At 30.9% G+C, this 25,058-nt stretch carries 25 protein-coding genes and 1 pseudogene; 1 reads left to right on the top strand and 25 read right to left on the bottom strand.

The genetic code is table 11. The features are described from left to right. Positions 1 to 662 precede the first annotated feature (662 nt). The 20 genes and pseudogenes from M915_RS07095 to M915_RS07005 form a co-directional block, all read right to left on the bottom strand. Positions 663 to 1,385, bottom strand: coding sequence for a CPBP family intramembrane glutamic endopeptidase (locus tag M915_RS07095; protein ID WP_036730616.1), 723 nt, complete (start codon positions 1,383 to 1,385; stop codon positions 663 to 665). A gap of 38 nt (positions 1,386 to 1,423) precedes the next feature. Then, positions 1,424 to 2,059 carry an ABC-2 transporter permease gene (locus M915_RS07090; RefSeq protein ID WP_036730613.1) on the bottom strand — a complete coding sequence of 212 codons (636 nt, stop codon included), beginning with the start codon at positions 2,057 to 2,059 and terminating at the stop codon, positions 1,424 to 1,426. After that, complete coding sequence (locus tag M915_RS07085; RefSeq protein ID WP_036730611.1) at positions 2,056 to 2,697, bottom strand: ABC-2 transporter permease; 642 nt, start codon at positions 2,695 to 2,697, stop codon at positions 2,056 to 2,058. The genes M915_RS07090 and M915_RS07085 overlap by 4 nt, the downstream gene beginning before the upstream one ends. Continuing rightward, positions 2,694 to 3,539 (bottom strand): ABC transporter ATP-binding protein, encoded by an 846-nt coding sequence (locus M915_RS07080; protein WP_036730609.1) that lies wholly within the window; start codon positions 3,537 to 3,539, stop codon positions 2,694 to 2,696. The genes M915_RS07085 and M915_RS07080 overlap by 4 nt, the downstream gene beginning before the upstream one ends. Further along, positions 3,536 to 3,913 (bottom strand): GntR family transcriptional regulator, encoded by a 378-nt coding sequence (locus M915_RS07075; protein ID WP_036730606.1) that lies wholly within the window; start codon positions 3,911 to 3,913, stop codon positions 3,536 to 3,538. The genes M915_RS07080 and M915_RS07075 overlap by 4 nt, the downstream gene beginning before the upstream one ends. Before the next feature lie 317 nt (positions 3,914 to 4,230). Beyond that, entirely contained in the window at positions 4,231 to 4,398 is a 168-nt protein-coding gene (locus tag M915_RS07515) for a hypothetical protein (protein WP_009221758.1), read from the bottom strand. A 453-nt stretch (positions 4,399 to 4,851) separates the two neighbouring features. Further along, complete coding sequence (locus M915_RS07070; protein ID WP_081689763.1) at positions 4,852 to 5,361, bottom strand: hypothetical protein; 510 nt, start codon at positions 5,359 to 5,361, stop codon at positions 4,852 to 4,854. Positions 5,362 to 5,393: 32 nt separating this feature from the next. After that, positions 5,394 to 6,137 (bottom strand): alpha/beta fold hydrolase, encoded by a 744-nt coding sequence (locus tag M915_RS07065; RefSeq protein WP_036730604.1) that lies wholly within the window; start codon positions 6,135 to 6,137, stop codon positions 5,394 to 5,396. 26 nt (positions 6,138 to 6,163) lie between these two features. Next, positions 6,164 to 6,472: a hypothetical protein gene (locus M915_RS07060; protein ID WP_235043776.1), complete on the bottom strand. Its 309-nt coding sequence runs from the start codon at positions 6,470 to 6,472 to the stop codon at positions 6,164 to 6,166. 305 nt (positions 6,473 to 6,777) lie between these two features. Further along, positions 6,778 to 7,014 carry a transposon-encoded TnpW family protein gene (locus M915_RS07055; RefSeq protein WP_081689762.1) on the bottom strand — a complete coding sequence of 79 codons (237 nt, stop codon included), beginning with the start codon at positions 7,012 to 7,014 and terminating at the stop codon, positions 6,778 to 6,780. Between the two features lie 88 nt (positions 7,015 to 7,102). After that, complete coding sequence (locus M915_RS07050; protein ID WP_036730600.1) at positions 7,103 to 8,218, bottom strand: PDDEXK nuclease domain-containing protein; 1,116 nt, start codon at positions 8,216 to 8,218, stop codon at positions 7,103 to 7,105. 176 nt (positions 8,219 to 8,394) lie between these two features. Beyond that, on the bottom strand, positions 8,395 to 9,102 hold the full coding sequence (locus M915_RS07045) for a hypothetical protein (RefSeq protein ID WP_036730597.1): 708 nt from the start codon (positions 9,100 to 9,102) through the stop codon (positions 8,395 to 8,397). An 80-nt stretch (positions 9,103 to 9,182) separates the two neighbouring features. Next, on the bottom strand, positions 9,183 to 10,823 hold the full coding sequence (mobQ, locus tag M915_RS07040; protein WP_036730595.1) for a MobQ family relaxase: 1,641 nt from the start codon (positions 10,821 to 10,823) through the stop codon (positions 9,183 to 9,185). Positions 10,824 to 11,215: 392 nt separating this feature from the next. Then, positions 11,216 to 11,590 (bottom strand): hypothetical protein, encoded by a 375-nt coding sequence (locus M915_RS07035; protein WP_036730593.1) that lies wholly within the window; start codon positions 11,588 to 11,590, stop codon positions 11,216 to 11,218. An 86-nt stretch (positions 11,591 to 11,676) separates the two neighbouring features. Continuing rightward, positions 11,677 to 12,099, bottom strand: a pseudogene (locus M915_RS07030) (sigma-70 family RNA polymerase sigma factor). Positions 12,100 to 12,382: 283 nt separating this feature from the next. Further along, positions 12,383 to 13,759 carry an MATE family efflux transporter gene (locus tag M915_RS07025; RefSeq protein WP_036730589.1) on the bottom strand — a complete coding sequence of 459 codons (1,377 nt, stop codon included), beginning with the start codon at positions 13,757 to 13,759 and terminating at the stop codon, positions 12,383 to 12,385. Position 13,760: 1 nt separating this feature from the next. After that, a complete protein-coding gene (locus M915_RS07020; RefSeq protein WP_036730586.1) occupies positions 13,761 to 16,241 on the bottom strand; it encodes a PEP/pyruvate-binding domain-containing protein in 2,481 nt (826 codons plus the stop codon). 19 nt (positions 16,242 to 16,260) lie between these two features. Beyond that, complete coding sequence (locus M915_RS07015) at positions 16,261 to 16,857, bottom strand: TetR/AcrR family transcriptional regulator (protein WP_034819198.1); 597 nt, start codon at positions 16,855 to 16,857, stop codon at positions 16,261 to 16,263. A 127-nt stretch (positions 16,858 to 16,984) separates the two neighbouring features. Beyond that, positions 16,985 to 18,826: a DUF4368 domain-containing protein gene (locus tag M915_RS07010; protein ID WP_036730579.1), complete on the bottom strand. Its 1,842-nt coding sequence runs from the start codon at positions 18,824 to 18,826 to the stop codon at positions 16,985 to 16,987. Positions 18,827 to 18,944: 118 nt separating this feature from the next. Beyond that, complete coding sequence (locus M915_RS07005; protein WP_009221745.1) at positions 18,945 to 20,282, bottom strand: hemolysin family protein; 1,338 nt, start codon at positions 20,280 to 20,282, stop codon at positions 18,945 to 18,947. A 134-nt stretch (positions 20,283 to 20,416) separates the two neighbouring features. On the opposite strand from M915_RS07005, the gene M915_RS07000 reads away from it, so the two are divergent. After that, the gene (locus M915_RS07000) at positions 20,417 to 20,782 is read left to right on the top strand and encodes a zinc ribbon domain-containing protein (protein WP_036730576.1); all 366 of its coding nucleotides are present in this window, start codon (positions 20,417 to 20,419) and stop codon (positions 20,780 to 20,782) included. A 39-nt stretch (positions 20,783 to 20,821) separates the two neighbouring features. Here M915_RS07000 and M915_RS06995 read toward each other — a convergent pair whose 3' ends face one another. The 5 genes from M915_RS06995 to M915_RS06975 are packed head-to-tail and all read right to left on the bottom strand — an operon-like array spanning position 20,822 to position 24,979. Continuing rightward, the gene (locus M915_RS06995) at positions 20,822 to 21,226 is read right to left on the bottom strand and encodes a metal-dependent transcriptional regulator (protein ID WP_036730573.1); all 405 of its coding nucleotides are present in this window, start codon (positions 21,224 to 21,226) and stop codon (positions 20,822 to 20,824) included. A 4-nt stretch (positions 21,227 to 21,230) separates the two neighbouring features. Continuing rightward, entirely contained in the window at positions 21,231 to 22,376 is a 1,146-nt protein-coding gene (locus M915_RS06990) for a metal ABC transporter permease (protein WP_321163014.1), read from the bottom strand. Beyond that, positions 22,373 to 23,254, bottom strand: a complete 882-nt coding sequence (locus M915_RS06985; protein ID WP_036730571.1) for a metal ABC transporter permease — start codon at positions 23,252 to 23,254, stop codon at positions 22,373 to 22,375. Before M915_RS06985 ends, M915_RS06990 begins: the two co-directional genes overlap by 4 nt. Then, a complete protein-coding gene (locus M915_RS06980) occupies positions 23,247 to 23,972 on the bottom strand; it encodes a metal ABC transporter ATP-binding protein (RefSeq protein ID WP_036730569.1) in 726 nt (241 codons plus the stop codon). The genes M915_RS06985 and M915_RS06980 overlap by 8 nt, the downstream gene beginning before the upstream one ends. 50 nt (positions 23,973 to 24,022) lie before the next feature. Further along, a complete protein-coding gene (locus tag M915_RS06975) occupies positions 24,023 to 24,979 on the bottom strand; it encodes a metal ABC transporter solute-binding protein, Zn/Mn family (protein ID WP_036730567.1) in 957 nt (318 codons plus the stop codon). Between the last annotated feature and the right edge of the window lie 79 nt (positions 24,980 to 25,058).

Below are 25,058 nucleotides of genomic sequence, written 5' to 3'. Positions count from 1 at the left end.
AAACAATTTCATAATTTTCATTCTTGTTTATAACATTTATATATGGGTATAATTCCTAAAGTAAAATTAATTAACATCTCAAAACAAATTAGTTATTTTACTTATGTAATATTATTAAGTTCAATGTTCATAAATCGGAAATCAGCTATGAATATGTTTTCAAAATCTATAATCTCATTGTTTAAGTCAATTATATTTTTTCTTAGTCTAATTAAAGTCAATACTGTTAAAAATTTTACATAATTGTATACCGACATCGCATTAAAAAAATCATATTTGTTACAAGATTTCACTCTATCATATAAGGTTAAGTGCAATTACAGTACAATTTACGTCAAATAAACGTCTGTATAAGCTTTGCAATCTAAAAAATAATTACTAATCAAAAAATATTTGTATTTTATTTATATAATAATTAATCTTAAATTATGTTATTAATACTTATATTTAGTGAAATATACAATCAAGCAATAATTATATACAATTTTTAAAAACCTTTAACCTATTAAATATTGTACTAATATTTCGACCTTGTTTTCATTAAAATAATATTTAATAAAAACAATTTATTTCAACTTATATTTTATTACTAAATGTAATTTTTTTCTATAAATATTTCAATATTATATAAAAAGAACACCTTTGCAGGTGTTCTCAATATTTTACATAAGTCCGGAATTTTTTGCATACAGCACGATAAACAACAATATCCAATCATAGACAACATGTACTATATAAGTTAGTGCTAAGTTTTTTCTCCAGACATATGCCGTAGTAAGTCCAAATCTAACAGAGCTAATAATAACTAAGCACTGAAGAAAATTATATGAATATGTCGAAAGATGTAATGCTCCAAAAATTTCAGAACTTATAATCCACGCTAATGCTATTGCAAAATACCTATTTATTTTCTTTATATTGTGATATATAAATAAAAACGGTAATACAAAAACAATCTCTTCAATCAAAAGCTGAACAAGCGAAACCGCAAATAATATTTTAATATTGTCATTACTTAAAAATTCACTTATCGGATTTTCAACAAGATTACTTTGTTTTAAAAAATTTGCAGAAAGTACTGCAAAAATAAATGTTAAAACCAAAGTAAAAAGCATTATAAGTAAATCTTTCGCCCTTATCCGTTTAAACAGTTTTCTGAAAAAATGTAAGTCAAGGACAATCAAAGAACCTATAGATGATAATATTAAAACAGTCACAAGAATAGGAACACTCTTAATAACTCTCCCAAGACTTAATATAAACCCTCCAAATAAGATTGCTAATGATATCAGCCACCTTAAATTTGATACATCTCCAAAAGGAAAATCCATCAAATCTTCCACTTTAATATTTTCTTCATGTACAGTATAATCATAATTTTCCATTCAATCACCAATTATAATATACCCTATCACATCAATTTTTAATAGTCTTTGTTATTTAATATTATCAAAGTAGTAAGATATGATATTATTCCAATAACGCACATAAATGCAATAACAATTAAAATCAATATACTCTCTTTAAAATTTGACAACAAAATTTTTATTTTATCAATTCCATTTATAGCATATAAAATCAAATACGATAAAATTAATATTCCTACTATAACCATTGGAGCTTTAACAATTCCATATTTAAATGTTGCCGGAATTATTAAAATATAAAATATAAATATACCCATTTGCGGTGCAATCACCATTTCAACAACTCCAATATTTTCAATAACCCCGAATATTTTAAATACATAAAATACCACAACATTTATAGCCATAATAATGCCTTCTAAAATAAAAAATAGTAAAAATTTATACTCTGCAATATGCTTTTTAGAAGTCGGTGTCGCAACTACATAACTTGTACAAACAGCTTGCTCATCCATACTAAAAGTTGAAGCAAAAATCGTAAATGCAAATATTCCACTGAAAATAGCAGCTATTGGTGCTTCGGCAAAATAAAAAATTAATATATCTATAACAAAAAATATCAAGAAATAATATTTTTTCTCCATCGAGTCTAAAATGTTTATAAAATCTTTATACAAAAGAGCTTTTATCATTTTTTCCTCTCCTTTAAATGTTTTATACCAAGTTTCTTAAATACAAAAAATAGAACTACATCTATTAACAAAACCACCCCGATCACTGAATAATAAGTGTTCTTTACATCTTTTTTCATGAATTCAAATATATTATCAAATCCAAAAAAATATGCGGTAAAAAATAAAATCATAAATACAACCATCATTAATGTAAAAATATTTTTACATCCAAATTTGAACATAAATGCAATGTTTACAAAGCAACATATCATATATATACTGATAATCAAAAAGTTAATTTTTATAAGTTCAATATCATTGGAAATAGCAAGCATAACTATAGAAGCAACTAAAAATATAATTAAATGAATTAAAACTGAAAATACAAACTTTGAAGTTATATATCTTTCTTCACTAATCGGAGTTGCATAAATTAAATCTAAAAATCCTGACTGTTCATCATAAAATACGGAACTTACTTCTATGCTACCAAAAATAAAACTTGCTATACCAATGGTCATAATTACATATCCAAAATTAAGTTGACCTCTTAATGCAGATATTATAGGAGATATCATACAACACACCAATGCAAAAATCGAAGTTTTTATAGATCTCCTCCAATTATAAAAATCATTTAATATTATCGCTTTCATATATCCTCACCTTTTGCATAAAAAACCATAATTTCATCAAGTTCAGCACTATCAACTATTTCATTGGAATATTCTTTCTTAAACATATCCTTATTTTTAATTAGAGCTTCCACAGAATACTTCCCAATTTTATATTTTTGAATATATGATTTGTCTATTTCTTTAAATCTTTCATTTGAACATTTTAAAATACCCATATCTTCAAATAAATCATACTTTTCTTTAGAAAATACTATTTCACCTTTATCAATATAAGTTATATAATCTGCTATCTTTTCAAGATCAGATGTTATATGTGACGAAATTAAAATACTGTTATTTTCATCTTCAATATATTCCAAAAATATATCCAAAATTTCATCTCTTATAACAGGATCAAGTCCACTTGTAGGTTCATCTAAAATTAATAATTTAGGATGACTGCTAAGTGCAACAGCTATTTTAAATTTCATCCTCATTCCTTTAGAAAACTTACTGTTTGACTTATTAAATGGTAACTCAAATTTATTTAAAAGATTATTGTAATAATCTGAATCCCAATTTTTATACATATTTTTAAAAACCTTATCCGCTTCTTTTGCAGATAAAAAATTACTTATAAAACAATCTTCAAGCACAAATCCTATATCTTGCCTGATATCATCATCAAGCTTTTTCCCAAAAATTTTAATATCTCCGCCATACTTAATCATAGATAAAATAGCTTTAATTATTGTAGTTTTACCGGCTCCATTAGCTCCAATAAGACCCATTATACTTCCTTTTTCAACATCAAAATTGACATCATTTAAAGAAAAATCTCCATAAGATTTTGACAAATTTTTAATTTCTACAGCTTTCATATTTCACCTCGTATTAAAAAAGACAACATCTCAATAAGTTCACTTGAATCTATTCCTGACGCATTTGCCACTTCAAGAGCCTTATTTAAATATCCCTCTATCCTCTTTAAATTTTCTTCTCTAATTAAATCACTGTTAAGACTCTTTACAAAACAACCTCTACCAGCGACCGTGCATATATATCCCTCTGTCTCAAGATCATTATATGCACGCTTGGTAGTTATTACAGAAATCTTCAACTCTTTTGCAAGACTCCTCATTCCCGGAAGTAAATCTCCCGCTTTCAATTCTCCTGTCATAATCATATTCTTAATCTGAATTTTTATTTGCTCATAAATTGGCTGTTCGCTTGAATTAGATATGATAATATTCATAAAACCACCTACCGTATATACTGTATATATACATTATATGACTGTATATATTATATGTCAACACCTTTCATAAAAACTGTCTCCATATTTCAAAATCAGTTTTTATATAATTTAATTTTTAAACCCTCCGAAAATTTATCTTGCTTTTTATACCGACTATTCTTTAAGTGAATTATACTTAAATTTCAAAAAGTATTACTTGAAACAAAAACATTTGGTTTAAATTACATTTCATAATTAAAATCTTCAATTTAAATAAAAAAGTCAGTGAATCTTTTAAAATTCGCCGACTCTATATTTAATCATTGTTAATTTTTTTATTTTTCTGTTTTGATTTTTTTATCATCATCTGTAAAATAATCTATTGCTCCAAAATGACAACAGCTTATCCCGTTATATTCATGATTTTTACTTTCATTGTCATACACATTTTTAACTTTATCCTTAAACCATTTAGTTAAATTTTTTTTACTTTTTTCTTCCATGATAAATAATCCTCCTTCTTTAATATATACCCTCAGTAATTCTAAAATTTCAAATAATTAAAAATATAAGGCATTTTATCTTTTGCTACTTGTCAAGGGCTTTTTAATCAAAATGATTTTTTTCATCCGATTTTTTCCGAAACGCCTTCAGCGTTATTCTTGTCAGCTTATCTTCCATTGTTTTCGGACATAATAAAAGAAGTATCAGCTTTTATGCTTTTACTTCTACATGGTCTTTTATTTATTGTTTTCAATTATTCCAATGGGCCTTTATCCTTTTTCATAGTCCAATCTTAATGTATTGTAGTTACACTTACAAAAGCAATACCAAGTGTACTATCCACATCAATTTAAAACCTTGTCGTTTGGCAAATTCTATTCTTTCTTACCATATACTCTGCTCTTAAAACTTTGCTGTGTCAGAAAATCAAAAATTTTTGTTCACACATAAACTTATCGCCATAACGGAATAATTACCGTTAAAATGAACGCCAAAAGAATACTTGCCCCACAAAATACAACAAGCTTATTTATCTGACTTTTCGCATTAAATCCAAAGTTATCATATCCTTTCGCTCCTGCAGTTTCAGGGTAAATCTTTGCAGGCAACTTTAACTTTGTAAGCATAAGGTAATCAAAACATACGATATCAAATAATTTATATCCTTCAGTGATAACGAAAAATCTGATGAACGCACCCGAAAAAGACATATCAGTTTTTACCGTATCAACCATTGCCCATATAAACACCGATGCTACTCCAACAAATCCGGCTATCATAATACATACACCAAGTATATTCACCCAAGAAGCTCTGTCCGGTATCTTCTCCATCATTTTCTTTATATCATCAGGTGCACCAAAATGTTTAGAGCCGAACTTCGGAATCACAATAATAAAGTCCATTATCATAAGTGTAGCTAATAGGCACACCAGTCCCAGCATAATAAGCGTATTAATCATCTAACTTATGTCTCCTATAAATTAAATCCATTTTATTCTTGCAAAAATATTTTCAGTTTCTCCGCATATTCTTTCGGATGCTCGTGCAAAAATTGTCCGTGTCCCATGCTTTCAAAAACTTCACTTGCCATTTGTGGCAGATATTCTTTCAATTTCTTTTCACCCTTAGCAGGAATAGATTCTTCACTTCCACGCCAAAATAAGACCGGATTAGAAAATTTTCTTACATTTTCAGAAATCTTGTAGTGATAAATATATTTACAAGCATTCTGAATTGTTTTTTTACTAATATGCGTATACATCATTTCAATTACGCTATGGTTATCTTTTCCCATCATCTTATTCAGCAAAAACTGAGGTATTGGTTTTCTATGCTTGATTCTACTTGTTCCGATAATAAAAGCCCATTGAAATGGTAAAGCCATAAGCCCCATTTCAATGATAATCGCCGCATCAAGCAGTACTCTTTCAACAGCTATATTTTCACGTGCAATCAGCTCAACTGCTATGGTAGCACCCATGGAAAAACCGCAAAGACCATATACATTCCCATTCATTTCCTCTTGAATGTAATTTTCTATATCATCGATACTATCTTTTAGCGATAACATATCATTCGGTTTAGAAGCGCAATGTCCATCCAACTCACAAAGAACTATATAATAATCCTGTAAGTAAGGTAGAAGCGGGTCAAAACACAACTGTGCCGTAGAAGCAAGTCCATGAATAAATAACAAAGACTTATTTTTCTTGTTTCCATATTTAATATAGTTCATATGTATTCAACTCTCCCCGGATGATGTTAAAAAGCAGGAAAACCATTTGTGATATTTAAGCATATTTTCCCATGAGTCATGATTTTATCAATAATCTCCATATAGTTTATATTTAATAAAATATCCTTTTTATCAAGTATACATCCTTTCCTGATCAACTCTTCATCTGTAGAGCACTGCCCGGGAGATGATGCATATATTTGTTTGGGGACTTCAATATCCTTAGGCATGGCATTGATATGCGATACAAGTCCTAATGCAAGCGTCACACCGGAAGAACTTCCCGTAACAAGAATTTCCGAAACCCGATAAGTATCAAGCATTGACTTATACAAAGCATAAATCCAACCAAAGACTTCATCAACTATAATTTGTCAATTTCTTATCCATTTAATTATCTCACTTTTCCGAAATTTTGTCATCTGATATTCTTCATCGCTTAGATTGACATTTTGAAATTCTTCATAGGTTTTTGAGTTTTGGAGGGACTTTCTTCTCTTATACCCTTATCTAGCCTATCCTATCCTATGTATCCAAATCGAACACATTTTAAATACATATACTTTCAAGATTACCTCCTTTCACTCAATTTATCCAATAAAAAAAGAATTAAGAAAAACATTTTTCACTAAAATAGTAATTATGTGTTCTTCTTAATTCCATTACCCTTGTTGCTACTTGTCAAGGACTTTTTAATCAAAATCATCTTTTTTTCGTCCGATTTTCTCCGAAATTCCCTCAACATTATCCTTTTTAGTTTATCTTGCATAGTTTCACTGCTTTTATCATTAAAATGGACAATCACCTCATAAGTGGTTTTTCCAATCTTCTTTATCGTCTTTGTTCCTGTAGTTTGTTCATTTCTTTTTTCTTGCATATTTTCTCCTTTCTTTGCAATAAAAAATGACGATTAGTGATTTTTTCCAATCGTCATTAGCCAATATTTATTCATTTCTTTGATGTTTTTAATTATCCGTATCTATTTCTTTGATCTTTTTCTCTATTTCTTCAATACTCGGCAAACTGCTCTTATATTCTGCTTCAAGTAATTTAGTAATCTCATATTTGCTTATACCTATAGGTTGCGATATTTGTTCTAATGAATATTCACAAACGACATCGTTTTTATCTTTGCAAATAAGAAGTCCAATCGTAGCATTATCTCTATCAGTTTTTAGCTCTCTATTCACTGCTGTTACATAGAAATTAAGCTGTCCTAAATGTTCCGGCTTAAACTTCTCCGCTTTCAGTTCTATAACAATGTAAGAATGGAGTTTCAAATTGTAAAACAGTAAATCAATATAAAAATCATCGCCATTTATATTTAAGTGGTATTCTTTGCCAATATAAGCAAATCCCTCGCCAAGTTCAAGCAAAAAATCAGAAATCTTGTCAACCAGTTCTTTTTGAAGTTCCCTTTCATCATATCCTTCACGAATTGTAAGAAAGTCAAAATGATATGGATCTTTTAATGTCTGTCTTGCAAGGTCTGATTGCAAAGCAGGTAACCTTTTTTCAAAGTTTGTTATAGATTTTCCTTCCCTGCCATATAATCCACTTTCAATTTGATGTACAAGTACATTCCTACTCCATCCGTTCTCAATAGTTTTATCAACATAATATATGGCTTCATCAATGGTCTTGCACTTATTTATTATCCTTTGATTATGTCCCCAAGGTATCTGTTTAATATGGTTGATAACTCTTTCATCAAATTGGGCTACAGGCTGTAGTCCTTTTGAATTGCTGTCGTTATTTTCTATTTCGGCTACACCTTGTAGCCCTTTTATATAAAATGAATACCATCTTCTGATATACTTAATATTTGTTTCAGAAAAACCTTTCATATCAGGAAATTCTTTTTGTAAATCTTTAGCTAACGATTTTATAAAGGCATCTCCCCATGAATGTTGTTCTTGATTTTTTACAATGTATTCTCCCAAAGTCCAATATAAATCTAACAACTCATAATTTACCTTTATTGCAGCTTTAAGTTGGCTACTTCTTACTTTCTCTTTTAACTCTGACAATAGCTTTTTATACTCACTATCACTTGTGATAGACGGCTCTTTATTATCCAAAGGTCATACCTCCTCACTCATAATAATATTTAATTATACCAAACCTATCAATATTTTTTCATCTGCTAATTTCCTTCAAGTTGAGTTTTAAAGCTTAATTTTTATCTTAGGTATACTTTGATACCTCTTTTAGTCTTAACGCTCTAAAAATGCCTTTACACTTACCTTTATGATAGCTATAAATGTTCTCCCTTATCATAATCTTCAAGAGTCGGAATCTTTCGGGTCTTTTTCTGTGATAGTTTATCCTTGTCCTGTTCATACCAGTTAAGGATTGTTACATAGTGGTCTTGATAGGTCTTTCCGGTACTCTTGATATATCTTGACAGCTTTTCAATCATCATATCGGTATGACCTTGCAGCTTATCTTTCAGCTTTCGGTATTCTTCATCGGTTAATCGAATATTTTTATATTCTCCGTAAAAAGAAAAGGGAGTATCCTGTTCTACTCTCCCCTTATCTATACTAACCTTATCTAATCTACCCTTATCTATACTGGGTTGACCACTTGTCAACCGCTCCGCAACCAAATGACAACCAACCTCTTTGATATACATTCCGTTTTTAGTTTGGGATAGGCTCTGCACCTCATTTTCATATAAGGTCGGTTTATATCTGTCTTTACGGATAAAGTTGTTGATTTTCCAATGCGTAATGACGATAATTCCTTGTTCAAAGACAATCACAAAGCCTTTGGCAATAAGTATTTTCAGGTCATCTTCATTCGTTCCGATAATCTTGATGATTTTCTTAGGATTATTTACAAAGCCGTCATCATCTGCTCTCATTGATAGATGAAAATATAGGCATTGACTACTTAGTGGCATATCTAAAAATAAATCGCTATCCACTATCTTGAGTGAAAACATTCTTTTATCTGCCATTTTTCTCTCCTCTCTTAGTTTTTTAAGGATGTCGTGATTTACGGCACCCTTCGTTTTTGATGTTATCCCATTTTAGGACTTCATCTTTCCTCATTCCTGTAATAGTTCTTTGTCTTTTCCTTTCGTTTTTCGTAGGCTTCTTGTTGCTCCTGATATTTCTTAATCTGTGCAATGACACTTGGTTTTTCTCCTCTCTTAATTGCCTTGTCAATCTCAATAGATAGGTCTATGCCATAATCCTCATTGACCGTTTTTACGGCATACTTGATATGATTGATACTTTCGTATTCTTCTTTGATTTTTTGAGATTGTCTGTTGAGTTTTGATATTTCACTTTCAAGACTTTGGATTTCTTTCTTCCAATCTTTAGACTTAATCGCCGATGAGCCTGTTATCTTTTCAAGGATTGCCCTTGCTCTTTTATATTTATCTATCTCATCTTTGTGTGAATTGTAAAAGCTATCTTTGAATAAGGATTTACTGTTCCATTCCTCAAAGATTTGTTTGTTATCTTTGATGATGTCCGCATAGGTGAAGCATTTATTTAAGCTTTCTATCCTTGCGGTTTTTGCCTTAATGTCTTGACTAATCTTCTTATTTTTTGCTTGTAATGTACTTATCTTTTCTTGTAGGTCTGCAATGGTCTGCAATTTGTTATCTGATAAATATATCCTTGCTTTTGAAAATCGTCTTAGGTCTGCACCTATCTTTTTGTTGCTTGCATAGGGGTTTAGTTTTCTTGCTTTTTCTCCCTGTATATCGTAATAGATGGAAATGTACTCATAGAGATTAAAGAGTTCCGCTTTGTTCTCATATTCTTCTTTCTTCTCCTGTTTGTATTCATCATATTTTACTTGCAGACTCCCAAGTAACGAACCTATCCAAGATGTAAGTTTTGATAGTTCTGCTTTTAACTTCTTAAATTCTAAGTTCAAGGCAATGATTTTTCTGTTTTGATTTCCTCTTTCTGTCTGTATGCCTTTTTTCTCCATTTGGTAACTGCTTGTTCCTAAATGGATTTGCGGAAGTTCTTCTCTACCTTGTTCTTCAAAGGTGCGTGGATCTATTCTCTTTTGGATATTGTTCCTTTCCAAATATCCATTTGCTTTCTTTGAAAAGTTTTCTCTCCACTCTTTTGCTTTGTCAGGTTCGTTCCAATCATTCAGATTTACTTTTCTTGATTTGTAGTTTCCACTTTTCAGCTTTATCTTTTCTCCGTTTTCATCAAGGATATATTCTTTTCTGCATTTCGGTTTCCATTTTCCCTCACTATCCATTTCTCTTAGGGTAAGTAAGATATGGGCGTGTGGTTGTTCTTCATGATCGCTTGCCATAGGATTATGAATATTACAGTCTGCTATCATACCTTTAGAAGTAAAGTTTTCTTCTATAAATTCACTGATTAACTTTATTCTCTCCTGTTCATTTAATTCTCTTGGCAGTTCAAAGAGTAGATTTCTTGCAAGTTGTGAATTTTTACTTTTTTCGATTTTCTCAACTTCATTCCATAGGTATTCTCTGTTTGAAAATTCTTTCAGGACATGTTCCGGCAGAAATATTTTTGAAAATACAAGGTCTGTTTTTTTAGAATAGTCATGTGTTTTTCCATAGTATTCATCTTGTAATTTATCTCTTGCATTGTATGCAGCTTTTGCAATTACGCTTGCTCCTTTTGCCCTTGTAACGATATCTACATGGGTGTGCAAACTTTTAATCTCCATTCTTTTCGCTCCTTTTGATTTATGATTTTTGTATTTTCGGTCATAAGAAAAGCAGATAGATTTTCTTTGACAATTTTCTATCTGCTAATCTTTGTCTGATATTTAGTTTTCATATTTTAGTATCCTTATTATGAGAGGTATCTTCGCTCCCTTTTTCAAAGGGCGCAAAGATACACCGACTACATTCGGTGCTTTGCGTTCCTGCGGAAAGCTATTAGCTCCGCTAAGGAAACAAAAACGCTAAAGCATTTTTATTTGTTCAAGGGGGCTACTCCCCCTTAGACCCCTGTGAACTTTGCTTTTTGTAGATTTTCAAATCCACAAAAAAAGCAAAGTGTTAAAATGTTTCTCACTTTGCTCCATCTCAATCCCTAATACATTTTTGTCTTTTCTTATTCTTCATCTTCCGGTTCTTCAAAATCATCATTTACGTTTTCTTCTTCAATATTTTGATTTTCTTCTAATGAGATTTCTTTTTCTCTTAAATGAATTTCTGTAAGCTCTTTTAGCTTTTCTCTATTTTGATTATCAGAAAGTACATAATCTAAAAAGGCATAGATTAAATCGTTATTTGTATCTTCTTGCCTACCTGTAATTTCTCTTTCAAAGGCTTCAAATACTCCACCTTTTTGTACCTTTCTTTTTGTTTCAGCATTCCTTTTAAGTTTGTTTATCTTTTGATTGAGTAACTTCGCTCTGTTCTGTGCCTTTTCTATTCTGTCGTTTTCTTTTTTTAATTGATCAATCGCTTTTTCTAACTCTTTCATTTTTCATTCCTCCGTTTCAATATTGTTGCATTCCAAATAAAGAAAGGCTAAGCACCTTTTTTAGATACTTAACCTTTCCCATCTCTTTAGAATTTATCTTCTAAAAGTTTTCTTAGTTTTTCTAAAATCTTATCCCTCCTTTTTCCGATTGCTTGATAGCTTACTTTTTCTTTTTTGCCAATCGACCTTAGACTTTCTTCTTTGTAGAAAATGGCTTTTATCAGCTCTCTTTCTTTTTTTGTGAGTGTAGCTCATGCCTTGTTTAATTCTTCAATCTGCATTTTGACCTCTACAATTTTTTCTAAGTCTACTCTTTCATCTATGATGTTATCTACAAAGTGTCCGTCATAATCCATTGCTGAAAATGGAATCACGTCATACTTCCAATCCTTTCTCTGAAGATATTTTTCATGCTCTGTTATCTTCCAGTAGGCTTTATATACTTCTTCACTGACAGGTACAGCTTTTCCTTTGACATAAATGAAATATTCTCTTTTATCTTTATCCACCCAGTATTCCTCCTTTTCTGTTCTCTGATTTTGCTTTTTGAGAACAAAAAAGGAGGACTTCTACACTTTGGCGTAAAATGTCCTCTTAGGTTAAAAACTAATACTTTATATGATTTTCTACTTTGTTGGTTTTGATAAAATGATATTGCTATGTGTAAGCAATTACAAACATAAAAAAGGATAAATATATCTTATGTGAATAACAGAATTTAGTGTTTCCATTATTTATCCCTCCACTACTTAGCTACATATTTTTTCCTCCTGAATAAATCTTTTATAAACTTTAAATGCCATCTTTTTTGCATTTATCATTAGCAAATTTTATTTTCCTAACTACGATAACAGCTAAACCAAATGACAAAACATCTGCCACTGGTTGAAACAAATATATTCCAAATTGCCCAAAGATATTTGATAAAATATATAATAACGGAATATAAAATATTCCTTGTCGTGAAATTGAAATTATTGATGCCCAAAAATATTGTCCAATATTTTGCATTAGCATACTACTAATCGCAAAGTATCCTAAAAGTGGCATTGTAATACATTGCATACGCAGTATCTCTGCACCGACTAAAATAACTTCATTATCATTTGACATTGTTTTAATAAGTGGTTCAGAAAAAACATATAACAAAATAGCCGCTATAATTAAAAATAAAGTACCTCCTATTACTGCAAATTTAAAAGCCTTTTTGACTCTATCATATTGCTTTGCCCCGTAATTCATCGCACAGATAGGTTGAAAACCCTGACCCCAGCCTATCATTATCATATATGCTAATGCTAATATCCTTGAGCTTATTGTTAATGCTGCTATAACACCATCACCGTATTTTGCGGCTACAACATTCAGTAAAATTAAAGCGATACTTGTAATAGATTGTCTTGAAAAATTAGGCATTCCTCCTGCCAAAATATGATATACTCTATCTTTATTTATCCTTGCTTTTTTTAAGTCAACAGCAATATTTCCATTTTTTTCTGATAAATTCGTTAATACGATGCAGCCTGTAATTTGTCCTATCAATGTTGCATATCCGGCTCCAATAAAGCCGAATTTAAACCCAAACATCAATACAGGATCCAGAACCATATTGACAACCATTCCTATCAATAATCCTATCATTCCATCTTTCACATTCCCACAAAGTCTTAATTGATTGTAAAGCGTAATAGAATAAAGACCAAACGGAATGCTGATAATAATTACCTTTAGATACTCTACTGTGAAATTCAACAAGTTTTCAGAAGCACTTCCACCTATAAATTTTGACAGCGGTAAAACAAAAAACCATGATAAAATAGCTATTAAAATACCAATGACAATAGCAAAGAGAATTCCAATAGACGATATAATTTCTGCTTCCTTTTCTTCATTTTCTCCAATCTTTTTTGACATTATGTTTCCACTTCCATACCCAAACCAAAATCCAATAGCTTGAATAAAACTCATAAAGCTAAACACAATACCGATAGCAGCTGTCATGGATTTATTATTTAAAATACCGACAAAAAATGTATCAGTCAGATTATAAATTACCATGACGAGCATACCTATAATGGTAGGAATAGAAGTTTTCACTAATAATGGTAGAAGAGCATCGTTTAAAATAGCTTTTCTTCTAAATTCTTTTTTATTATTACTTGAGTTCATGCTACAAACCTCTAACTACACCTTTATTACCGTCTACTTGAATCATATCCCCATCTTTATATTTTGTAGTTGCAAAGCCCACGCCAAGCACTGCCGGAATATTAAACTCCCTTGCAACAATTGCAGCATGGCTTAATGCCGCTCCCGTATCAGCCACAACTGCACTTGCCAGCTTAAATAACGGTGTCCACTCCGGATCAGTGAGATGGCAAACTAAAATATCGCCTTTTTGCATCTTATAAAATTCTTTCGGACTATTTATTATGCACACTTTTCCGGCTGTAATACCGGCACTTCCACTTACCCCCTTTAGGACATCACCATTTGTTTCAAAAATTAACAATTTTGATGCATCCCATACTTTTATTGCTAAAGGAAATTTTTCATTTCTCCTATTTATTTTTTCCTTATCCGATTCATTTAAGCTGCCCCTATTCATCACCTCCAAAAGTTCTTTATGAAACAGATTTGCAATCCCAACTTCATAATCTTCACTGCCAAGAAGAATGTAGTTTATTCTTTTGACACATTGTCTTACATAATAAAATAAGGTTTCCCAGATATATTGGCTTTCTTCACGAACCACATGAAAATATCTGAAATATTCTATTTGTTTTTCTATATCTTGATACTTGTTTCCATAAATTTCTTTTAGCCTTATCATTAACTTGGAAAAATCTTTCCCTTGCTTAATCTCATCACTATTTTCATCCGTATTTAATATAGGTCTTAATATATTTATTAGCCTATCAGGATCTTCAATAAATGTTTTTGCAGATAAACAATAGCAATTATAATCAGATTTAAATCCGTTATCTCGCATAAACTTATCTGTTATATCTCTAAAGTCATCATAATTTTCATATAATTCTTTATAACTTTCTCCGGATATAATAGCTCTTTTTAAAGATTCATTTTTTCTTATCTCACAAGCCATTTTATAAATATCATTTGTAACTGCTGATGTTTTGTTATCCAAATTCCAATAAAAATCAAATGATGAATAATTAGCATTTGCTTTTTTGATTATTTTAGTGAATTTTTTATCGTTTAAAACAGATGGGAATAAAGCGTATTTGAATCTGTCATAAGCCAATTTTTGTAAAAGAATGTAGCTATCTTCCATAAAATTTTTGTTTTCTTCTAATGTCATGTTTTCAAAATTTAAATGCTTAATTTTTTCTATTTTAGACTCATATATTTTCATAAAATCTTTGCACTTATGATAGCAACCATTAAAATCTTTCATATTTTTTAAAATCTTAAAAAACTTAAATATATTTTTATTGATTCGCTTACCTGCGTCAGAAAAAGTTTGTATTCCATCATCATCTATAATTGGATTTCTTGGTAAAACAATTCCGCCTTCTAATAAAATATTAACTTTCTGATCATTTATTGCTGCCAGATAGTCGAAGTCAAGCGCTCTATGTGCAAAAGGCATTTTTTCTAAAAAAAATGACATCACTTCTCGTGTACTTCTATTGATTTTTTTACCCTTTGTATATTTTTGTACTAAATTATCTTCAGATATGTGATTGATAGAACTTTTCAAAGTAGTAATAGCTCTTGCCTGTAAAATATATACTTCATCATCTTTAATTGCCCACTCAATATCCATTGGCATTTTATAATGCTTTTCAATTTTCAAACCAGACTTTATTAGCTCTGATATTTCCGTATCATTTAATGCTCGTTTTTTTCGATCATTGTCATCTACCTTCACCTCTACCGTGTTTTTCTCTCCATATATAATCTGTGTTTCCTTGCTTCCAATAGCTACTTCAATAATTTCTCCATTTTTGTCAACAATATAGCTGTCTGCTGTAACTCTTCCGCTTACAACACTCTCTCCTAAACCATAACTCGCATTGATTTGCATCTCATTTTCTTTTTTGCTTACCGGATTCACAGTAAACAAAACACCTGCTTTTTCGCTTTCTACCATTTCCTGAATAATAACAGCAATCGAAACGGAGCTTTGGCCATAACCTTGATGTAATCTATAGCTCACAGCTCTGTTACCCCATAAAGAAGCGTAACAACTACGCACCTGTTCTAATACATCATCTAAGCCTCGTACATTTAAATAAGTTTCCTGTTGCCCTGCAAAACTTGCATCCGGCAAATCTTCTGCTGTTGCAGATGAACGCACAGCAACTCTTACATTATCTCCAAGATTAAAATATTTTTCTCTTATTGCATTCTCAAGTAGTGTAGGAAATTTACCGGACTTTATCTTTGTTCTAAAATCATCAGCTACATTTAATAGAACTTTTTCATCATTCCCTGATTTTTTAATTTCATTTTCAATAAAAATATCAATGCTGTTTTCCTTTAAAAAATCTCTATAGTCATCTGCTGTAATTACAAATCCTCTTGGAACATTTATTTTTGCAGAGGTCATTTCCCCAAGATTGGCACCTTTCCCTCCTGCAATTAACACATCTTCCTTTTTTATCTCATCAAAATTCAGTATCATAATGTTCTCCCTTTTTAAACTATATTTCTACATACCTGCTAACAATACTCTCTATGTAGATATGTAGTACTTCCTCAAATGTATCTTCATTGAAATGAATATAATTTGAACATAGAACAAAACTACCAACAAAAGCATTGGATAATCCTTGCTTGTCCACAGTTTTTACTGCATTATTTTTGTACCAATAGTCTATTAACCTATCTACAAAATCTCCATAAAGATTTTCTACTCTGTTTACTTTCTTTGAATCTTGACTTGCAAATATTTTAAATGCCTCTTGATAAATAGGCTGCGTTTTAATCTTCAGGATAATATCTATGGCATACTTATAAATCACATCTGAAAGAAATTTTTTAGGATTTGTTAATGAATTTGAGAATTCTTTTTCTATGTCATTCAATTTCTGTATGGATCTATATGCCATTAAATCAATAATGAGAGATTCTTTGTCCTTCCAAAAATTATAGAAGCTTCCTTGAGCTATCCCTACTCTTTTTGTCAGTTCTGAAATACTAAGGGATTTTTTCCCTTTTTCATGAAACAAATCAAGAGCTGTTTCCATAATATCTTCTTTTATTTTAATCTTCTCTTCTTCTGTAAATGCTTTTGCCATTTTAAGCCTCCAAATATTATAAATGCATCTATGAATTTTCCGTTTTTTATTCATAAATATCATAGCACCAGCAAACATAAAAGTCAATGAATATTTTATTTTTTTATTCATTGACTCCTGAGATATATTATTCAATTAAAATGTTCTGCATTTCACATACCGGTATCCCCGCTCTTTTCAAAACCTTTAACTTATCCTGTTTTTTCTTTTCTCTCCTTGCCTTATATCTGTCCTCATATTCTTTTTGCTTGCCGTTTGCTTTACGTTTCAAGTAGTTTTGATGAAGCCTGTCTTTTCTTGCCCGTTCTTTTTCTTCCTCCTCCCTTAATTTCTGCATTTCTTCTTCGGATAATTCTTCTTTCGGCGGTTCATAGTTTCCGATAAAGTTGAAGTAGATTTCTACTTTCTGATTGGCGGTTTGACTGCCTTTTCGATCTCGTTCGTGTATTAAGATTTTTTCTACAAACTCGTTGATGATGGTCGGTGTCAGTTCATCAAAGTTATCATAGCGTTCAATCAACCGGATAAACTTTTTGGCTCTGTTGGTTTCTTTTTCGTATCGCTTGATGGATTTTTCCAACCCATCGATTTCTTTGCTTAGTTCTCTTTGCTCTGTTTCATACTGATTATTTAAGATTTCATATCGGGTATTCGGTATCTTCTCCAATATCATATCTTCGTATATCCGACACATTAAACGTTCCAGTTCCTGAAGCCTGTTTGTACTATCTGTGAGCCTTGTCCTTTTCTTTTCCATTTCTATTTTTTCGCTTTCTTCCATTTCATTTTGAATGGAATGGAGAAAGGCTTCGTTATCTTCATCAAGGCATTTCTTAATGTCTTGTAGGGTGCTTTGAATGAGATTTAATACCACTTCTGCTTTTATCCTGTGAGCGGAGGGACAAAGTGTCCCACAAGGTACTTTTGTGTAGGCACTACAAGTATAATAGGGGATATTCTTGTAGTTGCTCGTTCTGTGAACATACATTTTACTGCCACAATCGGCACAATACATCAGTCCTGTAAGGGGGTGGTATTCGCCCCAACCATCGGGATAGCGTTTGACATTTCCTCGTATTCTCTGCACATTATCAAAGGTTTCTTGGTCTATGATTGGCTCGTGGGTGTTTTCAAAAATGAGCCAGTTATCTTCAGATACATATTTACTTTTCTTATCTTTGAAATGCTTTCTGGTTTTGAAGTTGACTGTATGCCCTAAATACTCTTGCTTTTTTAAGATACTTGCAATCGTGGAACTGCACCAACGATACGGATATTCAAACACTTTGCTTTGATGTAGTCCATATCCCAATTTCTGCTGATGATAGGCGGGTATATCTATCTTGTCGGCTTCTAATATCCTTGCAATGGCATAGGTTCCTTTTCCATCCATTGTCAGATGGAATATTCTTCGGACAACTTCTGCCGCTTTTTCATCGATAATCCACTGATTTTTATCGTCCTTGTCTTTTATATAGCCATAGGGTGGACTGCTTCCTGTGTGTTTTCCGCTTTCTCCTTTCGCTTTGAATGTGGACTTGATTTTCCTTGAGGTATCTCTCGCATACCACTCGTTCATAATGTTTCGGAAAGGAGTGAAATCATCATCTTTGTAAAAGCTGTCTACATTGTCGTTTATGGCAATGAGTCTTACTCCCTTTTGTCTTAATATCTCCATACATTGACCGACTTTGAGGTAATCTCTGCCCAGTCTACTCATATCCTTTACGATGATACAACCGATATTTCCTTGATTGACTCCGTTCATCATTGCCATAAATCCCGAACGATCGAACTGCGTCCCGCTGATTCCGTCATCGGTAAAATGAACGATGTTCTCCAAATGATTTTTCTTTGCGTATTCTTCCAAGATTTTCTTCTGATTGACGATCGAATTGCTCTCGCCTTGTAGTTCATCATCTCGGCTTAGCCTTTCATACAAGGCGGTTATTTTCTCATAATTTCTCACGATTACCTCCTTTCGCTCAAATTCTTCAATAAAAAAAGAATTAAGCAAAACATTTTTCACTCAAATAGTGATGAAGTGTTCTTCTTAATTCTATTACTCCTAAAACAGACTTATATTTTTAATTTTCATTATTATCCTGTTCTCTTTTTAAAATTTTAAGTTCTATTTTTTCTATCCTATTATCTTTTGTGGAAATTTCCTTTAGTGATACTTCATCTTTATAATTGATACTAAGTCCGACTTCACTATCCTCCGGTATAAATCCTAAAAGCTCAACCATAAGTCCTGAGAGTGTTTCGTGATTCTCAGAATATAATTCGGTTCCAAGCACTTCATTAATTTCATCAATTTCAATGGCTCCGTCTATCAAGTATAAATTTTCTGATATTTTTTCTATTTTTAAATCTTCCTTATCATATTCATCAGCTATATCACCAACTATTTCTTCAACTATGTCTTCTACTGTAACCATTCCTGAAAATCCGCCATATTCATCAATCAAAATGGCAACATAATTTTTTGTAGCCTGAAGTTCCTTTAAAAGCTGATCCACTTTTTTAGTTTCAGGTACAAAATATGGCTCTTTTATACAATTATCTATATTTATTTTTTTATAATTATTTTTTGAATACTCAGCAAATAAGTCTTTTATATATACAATTCCAATTATATTGTCAGCATTTTCTTTATATACCGGAACTCTAGAAAATCCTTTTTCTAAAATTTCATCTATTTTACAAGTTCCAAATTCTTCATAGTCAATCATGTATATTGAAGTTCTTGGTGTCATGATTTCATACGCCATTTTATCATCAAAATCCATTATCTTTACTATCATTTCTTCTCCGGCATGATTAATTACTCCTTGCTCCTGAGAAACTCTGATATAAGATTTAAGCTCTTCTTCAGATATTTTTTCTTCAACATCTTCTGAATACTTGCCAATCATTTTTAATACAAGTGTTGTAAATAAAGATAATAGCTTTACAAAAGGATATGCTATTTTTGAAACTACTCCTATAACTCCTGCAGATCTTAATGCTACCACTTCAGCATTTTGAAGAGCTATTCGTTTTGGAACAAGTTCTCCAAACACAAGTGTTATAAATGACAAAATTGTAGTAACAATTACAATAGCTGCCGTTGATGAATACGGTATGCTGAATGTTGAAAGCAACTCTCCAAAATCTTTAGAGATTGTAGTTGCTGCTGATGCCGATGAAAAAAATCCGGCTAAAGTAATTCCAACTTGAATTGTAGATAAAAATCTCGTTTGATCTTTTGTTACTTTTAAAAGAGTTCTAGCTTTAGAATTACCCTCATCTGCTAAAGTTTGTATCTTGTTCTTATTACAAGATACCATCGCCATTTCTGCTGATGCAAAAAATGAATTTACAAATGTTAAAAATCCTATCAACAAAATTTGAGGCACTATCGTGGGCCCGGCACTATCCATTAAAAATTCCTCCATATATATAAATTAATAACAATTATAACCCTTTTCTGTAATTTTTTCCATAAATAGAGTAAAAAACTTTAAAATTTATTCAATTGATGTATAATTAGGTTATTAATATATTAGGAGGCATTATGTTTTTCATATTAGGAATAAATCAAAAAAGAAAAATTCTTGATTATAACTCAAAACTATGTATTCACAAATGCGGAAAATATGAAAGAATTGAAGTTTTTATGATCTATACGGTATTATCATTATTTTTCATACCCACTATTAAATGGAATAAAAAATATTATGTTAAATACTATTGCTGTAATGAAATTTATGAGCTTAATCCACAAATCGGAAAGCAATTGGAATATGGCAATAATGTCGAAATTAAAGAATGTTACTTAATCTATTATGGACATGAAAATGCTGTTAAAAAATGTTCAAACTGCGGTTATTCAACTGATGAGGATTTTCTATATTGTCCAAAATGCGGAAACAAAATATAATAAAAACACTTAAATGATTTTACATTTAAGTGTTTTTTGTTATTCTTTTATATTTTCATATATATCATTTCCATTAGGGCTAAGTGTCGGATAGCCTAAATATTTATTAAGTGCATCTCTAAGCTCATCACTTGTTATATGATCTAATATATCTGCTTGCTCATGAACTTTTTTAGGATCCATTTTTAAATTCACTGTCAAAAAATACTCCCAAATTCTATGCTTTGATAAGATTTTTTTTGCTTCCTCTATTCCTTTTTCTGATAGTGATATTTTATTTTTATCTAATCTTAACATGCCAAGTGTATTTAATTTTTTAATCATCTCACTTACCGATGGTCTTGATATGCTAAAATATTCAGAAATATCTTTATTAGTAGTATAGCCTTTCTCCTTAGAAAGCCTATATATTGCTTGCAAATAATCTTTTCTCGTTGAACTCAAATCATCACATCCCATAATCCGATTTTATTTTATCATATATTGTATAACCTTTTTCTGTCAATTTATACTCTGCATCTTTCTTGTCTATATATATAATTCCCTGCTCTATTAATTTTTTTGCATGTTTTTCTATTTCTTCCTGTTTCCACATCAAGTGATTCCTTATAGAATCAATTCCCAGTTCTTCATTCTCTCCTTCTTCCCCTATATGATTGCCTATATGCATAATCATAAGATCAAGTCTAAAATTCTGTTTGTTTTTCATTCTGAGAATTATAGAAGTTATAAGTCCATCTCTATTAAATAAAAATGTTAAAAAGAAAGTCAATCCTGCCATAGCAGCTGTCATACCGGACATAGATACATTAAAAATCATTGCAAATAAATACCCTAATATAGAATTTATCAAAGCATATATACATGATATAAGTATCATTTTTTTCAAATCTTTTGTTATTAAATAAGAAGATGCTCCCGGCGTTATCAAGAATGAAACTACAAGTATTGCACCTACTGCATCAAAGGCAACTACTGCCGTCATTGATGATAATGTCATTAGAACATAGAACAATATTGTTGAAGAAAAACCTGCTATTATTGCAAATTCACGATCAAATGTAGTAATCTTAAGTTCTTTAAAAAATATAATTATAAATGCCAAATTCACAATAAATAATATGGACATCTGAAAAAGTGCTTTAGGCATTGAATGCCCTAATACCACAACTCTATTTATGGGTGCCATTATTACCTCACCCATAAGTACTATATCAGTATCTAAGTGAACATTCCTTGCAAATTTAGTAATTAATATTACTGCAAGTGCAAAAAATAGCGGAAATACTATTCCGACCGCATCATCATTATCTACAAGGCCTGTTCCTGATAACATTTCGATTGCAAAAACAGTAAGTACTCCAAAAAGTGCCGCTCCTACAATTAAAAGTGGTGATGATACATCTTTTGTTATAAAAAATGCAATTACTATACCCAGAAGTACAGAGTGCGAAATAGCATCCGATACCATTGACAATTTTCTTAAAACCAAGAATGAGCCTATAAGTGCACATGTTACTGAAGTAATAGACAATACTAAAAGAGATTCATAGGAAATTAAAAAATAATGCCATAATCCACTTAACATATTCATTTATACTTCCTCCTCATTCTAAGATTTGCTATCATTCCATGCGGCCCTATAATCAGGGAAATAAAAGCAAATGTACTCATTATAAGTATGATAGTAGGTCCTGTACTCATTCCGTTATATGCCGTTGAAATATATGTCCCTATTAATGCAGAAACTCCACCTACAAATGATGCTATAACTAAAACTACATTAAACCTATTGCTCCATTGAAGTGCTGTTATTGCCGGAACTATTAACAAAGATGATATTAATATGGCTCCTACAAGCTTTAATCCTGTTGCTATCAAACTCATAGTCATAAAAAGTATAATTCCATATAAAAGTGTTGTGTTTAGCCCTATTGTCTTTGAATATATTTCATCAAACACAAAAATTTTTATTTCTTTATAAAATATAATTAAAAGTAATAATGCTGTTATAGCTACAAATAGAATTAATCTTATATCATCTTTCATTATATAAGCAGCCTGTCCGAAAATATAATTTTGAAGTCCTGATTGAGATGCACCTGCAAATTTAGGATTACCTTGTATATAACTTTTGAAAACCATGCCAAGTCCAAAAAAACTTGATAAAATAACCGCAAGTATTGCATCTAAATCAAGTTTTGAATTAGAATGTATAACCTGAATTAATACAAAGGCAACAGCTCCTGAAAATATCGCTCCAATCAAAAGTATTACAGGATCTCTTTGCATAAAAAGCATAAAGGCAAGTATAATCCCCGGAAAAGAAGAGTGTCCAATTGCATCTCCTATTAAAGATTGTCCCTTCAAAACTGTTATACAACCTATTGCTCCGGATGCCATAGCAAGTAAAAATGTGCCTATCGAAACTATTATAAAAGAATAGCTTGATAAAATTTCATGACTAAACATTTCTATCACCTATCATCATTGCTTTTTCTAAATTTTCTTTATTAAATACATCATTAACAAGACCTTGTGCTATAACTCTCTTATTTAGAATTACAACATGGTCAAAATACTCTTTTATAGTACTCAAATCATGATGCACAACTATTGAAGTCTTTCCCTTTTTTTGAGATTCTTTCAAAAATTCAATAATTACTTTTTCAGTTACTTTATCTACTCCCGCAAGAGGTTCATCCATAAAATATATTTGTGCATCCTGGGCAATTGCTCTTGCAACAAAAACCCTCTGTCTTTGTCCTCCGGAAAGTTGAGAAATTTGTCTATCTTTAAACTCTGACATACCTATAGTTTCAAGAGCTTTATATGCAATTTCATAATCTTTTTTTGACGGTCTTTTTATCCAACCGAGATGGACGTATCTTCCCATTAAGACAACATCCAATACCGTTGTGGGAAAATCCCAATTTACAGAACTTGCTTGAGGAATATATGCTATTTCTTTTTGAACATCTTTAAAAGGCTTTCCCATTATTAAAACTTCACCGGATAGTTTTTTTTGTAAACCTAAAATTCCTTTAAGTAATGTAGATTTTCCGGCTCCATTCGGTCCGATTATTGCCGTCCTTGAATTTTCCATTATATCTATATCATTATCCCAAAGTACAGGTTTATCATGGTATGCTATAGTTAAGTCCTCTACCTTTATAATTATTTTTTCCATATAATTCCTTTCTAAAATTGCAGAGTAGTTAACCTACTCTGCTATAATTATTACTTTAAATTGTCGACAATTAATTTTACATTATGCTTGTACATATCAATATAGGTGTCTCCATCTTGTCCTTCAGGAGCTAATGAATCTGAGAAAAGTTCATTTCCTTCTCCACTTACTACCTTTACTTCAAATCCCTTTGCCGCACAAGCTTCTTTTAATTTTTCCATTCTTGCAGGGTCTGTTGTTGATTCTGCAAAAATTGCCTTTACTTTATGATCTATTATAAAGTTTATTGTATCTTCAATATCTTTATTTGCAACCTCACTATCAGTACTTACTCCTTGTGGTGCTACTACTTCAATATTATATTTTCTTGAGAAATAATTGAAAGCATCATGAGGAGTTATCAAATATCTTCCATTCTCAGGAAGTTGTGCAAGCTCTTTAGTATTTTCTTCATCTAATTTTTCAAGTTCAGCTAAATACATTTCAGTATTTTTTTTAATCTTTTCTTGTTCTTCAGGAAGAAGTTCAATTAACTTTTCACTTGCATTTTTAGTTGCTTCTTTATATAAATCAATATCAAACCAGAAATGAGGATCTATAATTTGTTGTCCGTTTTCTTCCATAGTTCCTATTTTATCTTCAGAAAATGTTGATGCAACAGCATATCCTTTTTCTTCTAATACATCTTGCATTTTACCTTCAAAATGTAATCCATGATATAAAACTAAATCTGCATTAGTAATTTTTCCTAAATCTTGAGGTTTAGCAATATATAAATGCGGATCTTCTCCGGCAGGAATAATTAACTGTCTTTCTACACTATCCCCTGCAAGCTGTCCTACCATATCATATAAAAATGATGTTGTTACAGTTACCACTTTTTTATCTGACACTTGTTCTTGCTTTGTATCATTTTTTTCAGGCATATTTGTTGTCGCAGAATTATTCCCTTTTCCACATCCAACAAGTACCAATAATAAGCTCAAAATTAATAATGATTTCTTCAATTTTTTATGTCCTCCTTATATTTCCAAAATTAGGTATACCTTATTTGTTATTATAGTATAACTATCTGTATTAATTTTG

It is taken from the genome of Peptoniphilus mikwangii, from assembly GCF_000468535.1.
GTDB classification, from domain to species: Bacteria; Bacillota; Clostridia; order Tissierellales; family Peptoniphilaceae; genus Anaerosphaera; species Anaerosphaera mikwangii.
The sequence above is the reverse complement of the archived record's forward strand: the minus strand, read 5'-3'. Positions and strand labels throughout refer to the sequence as shown.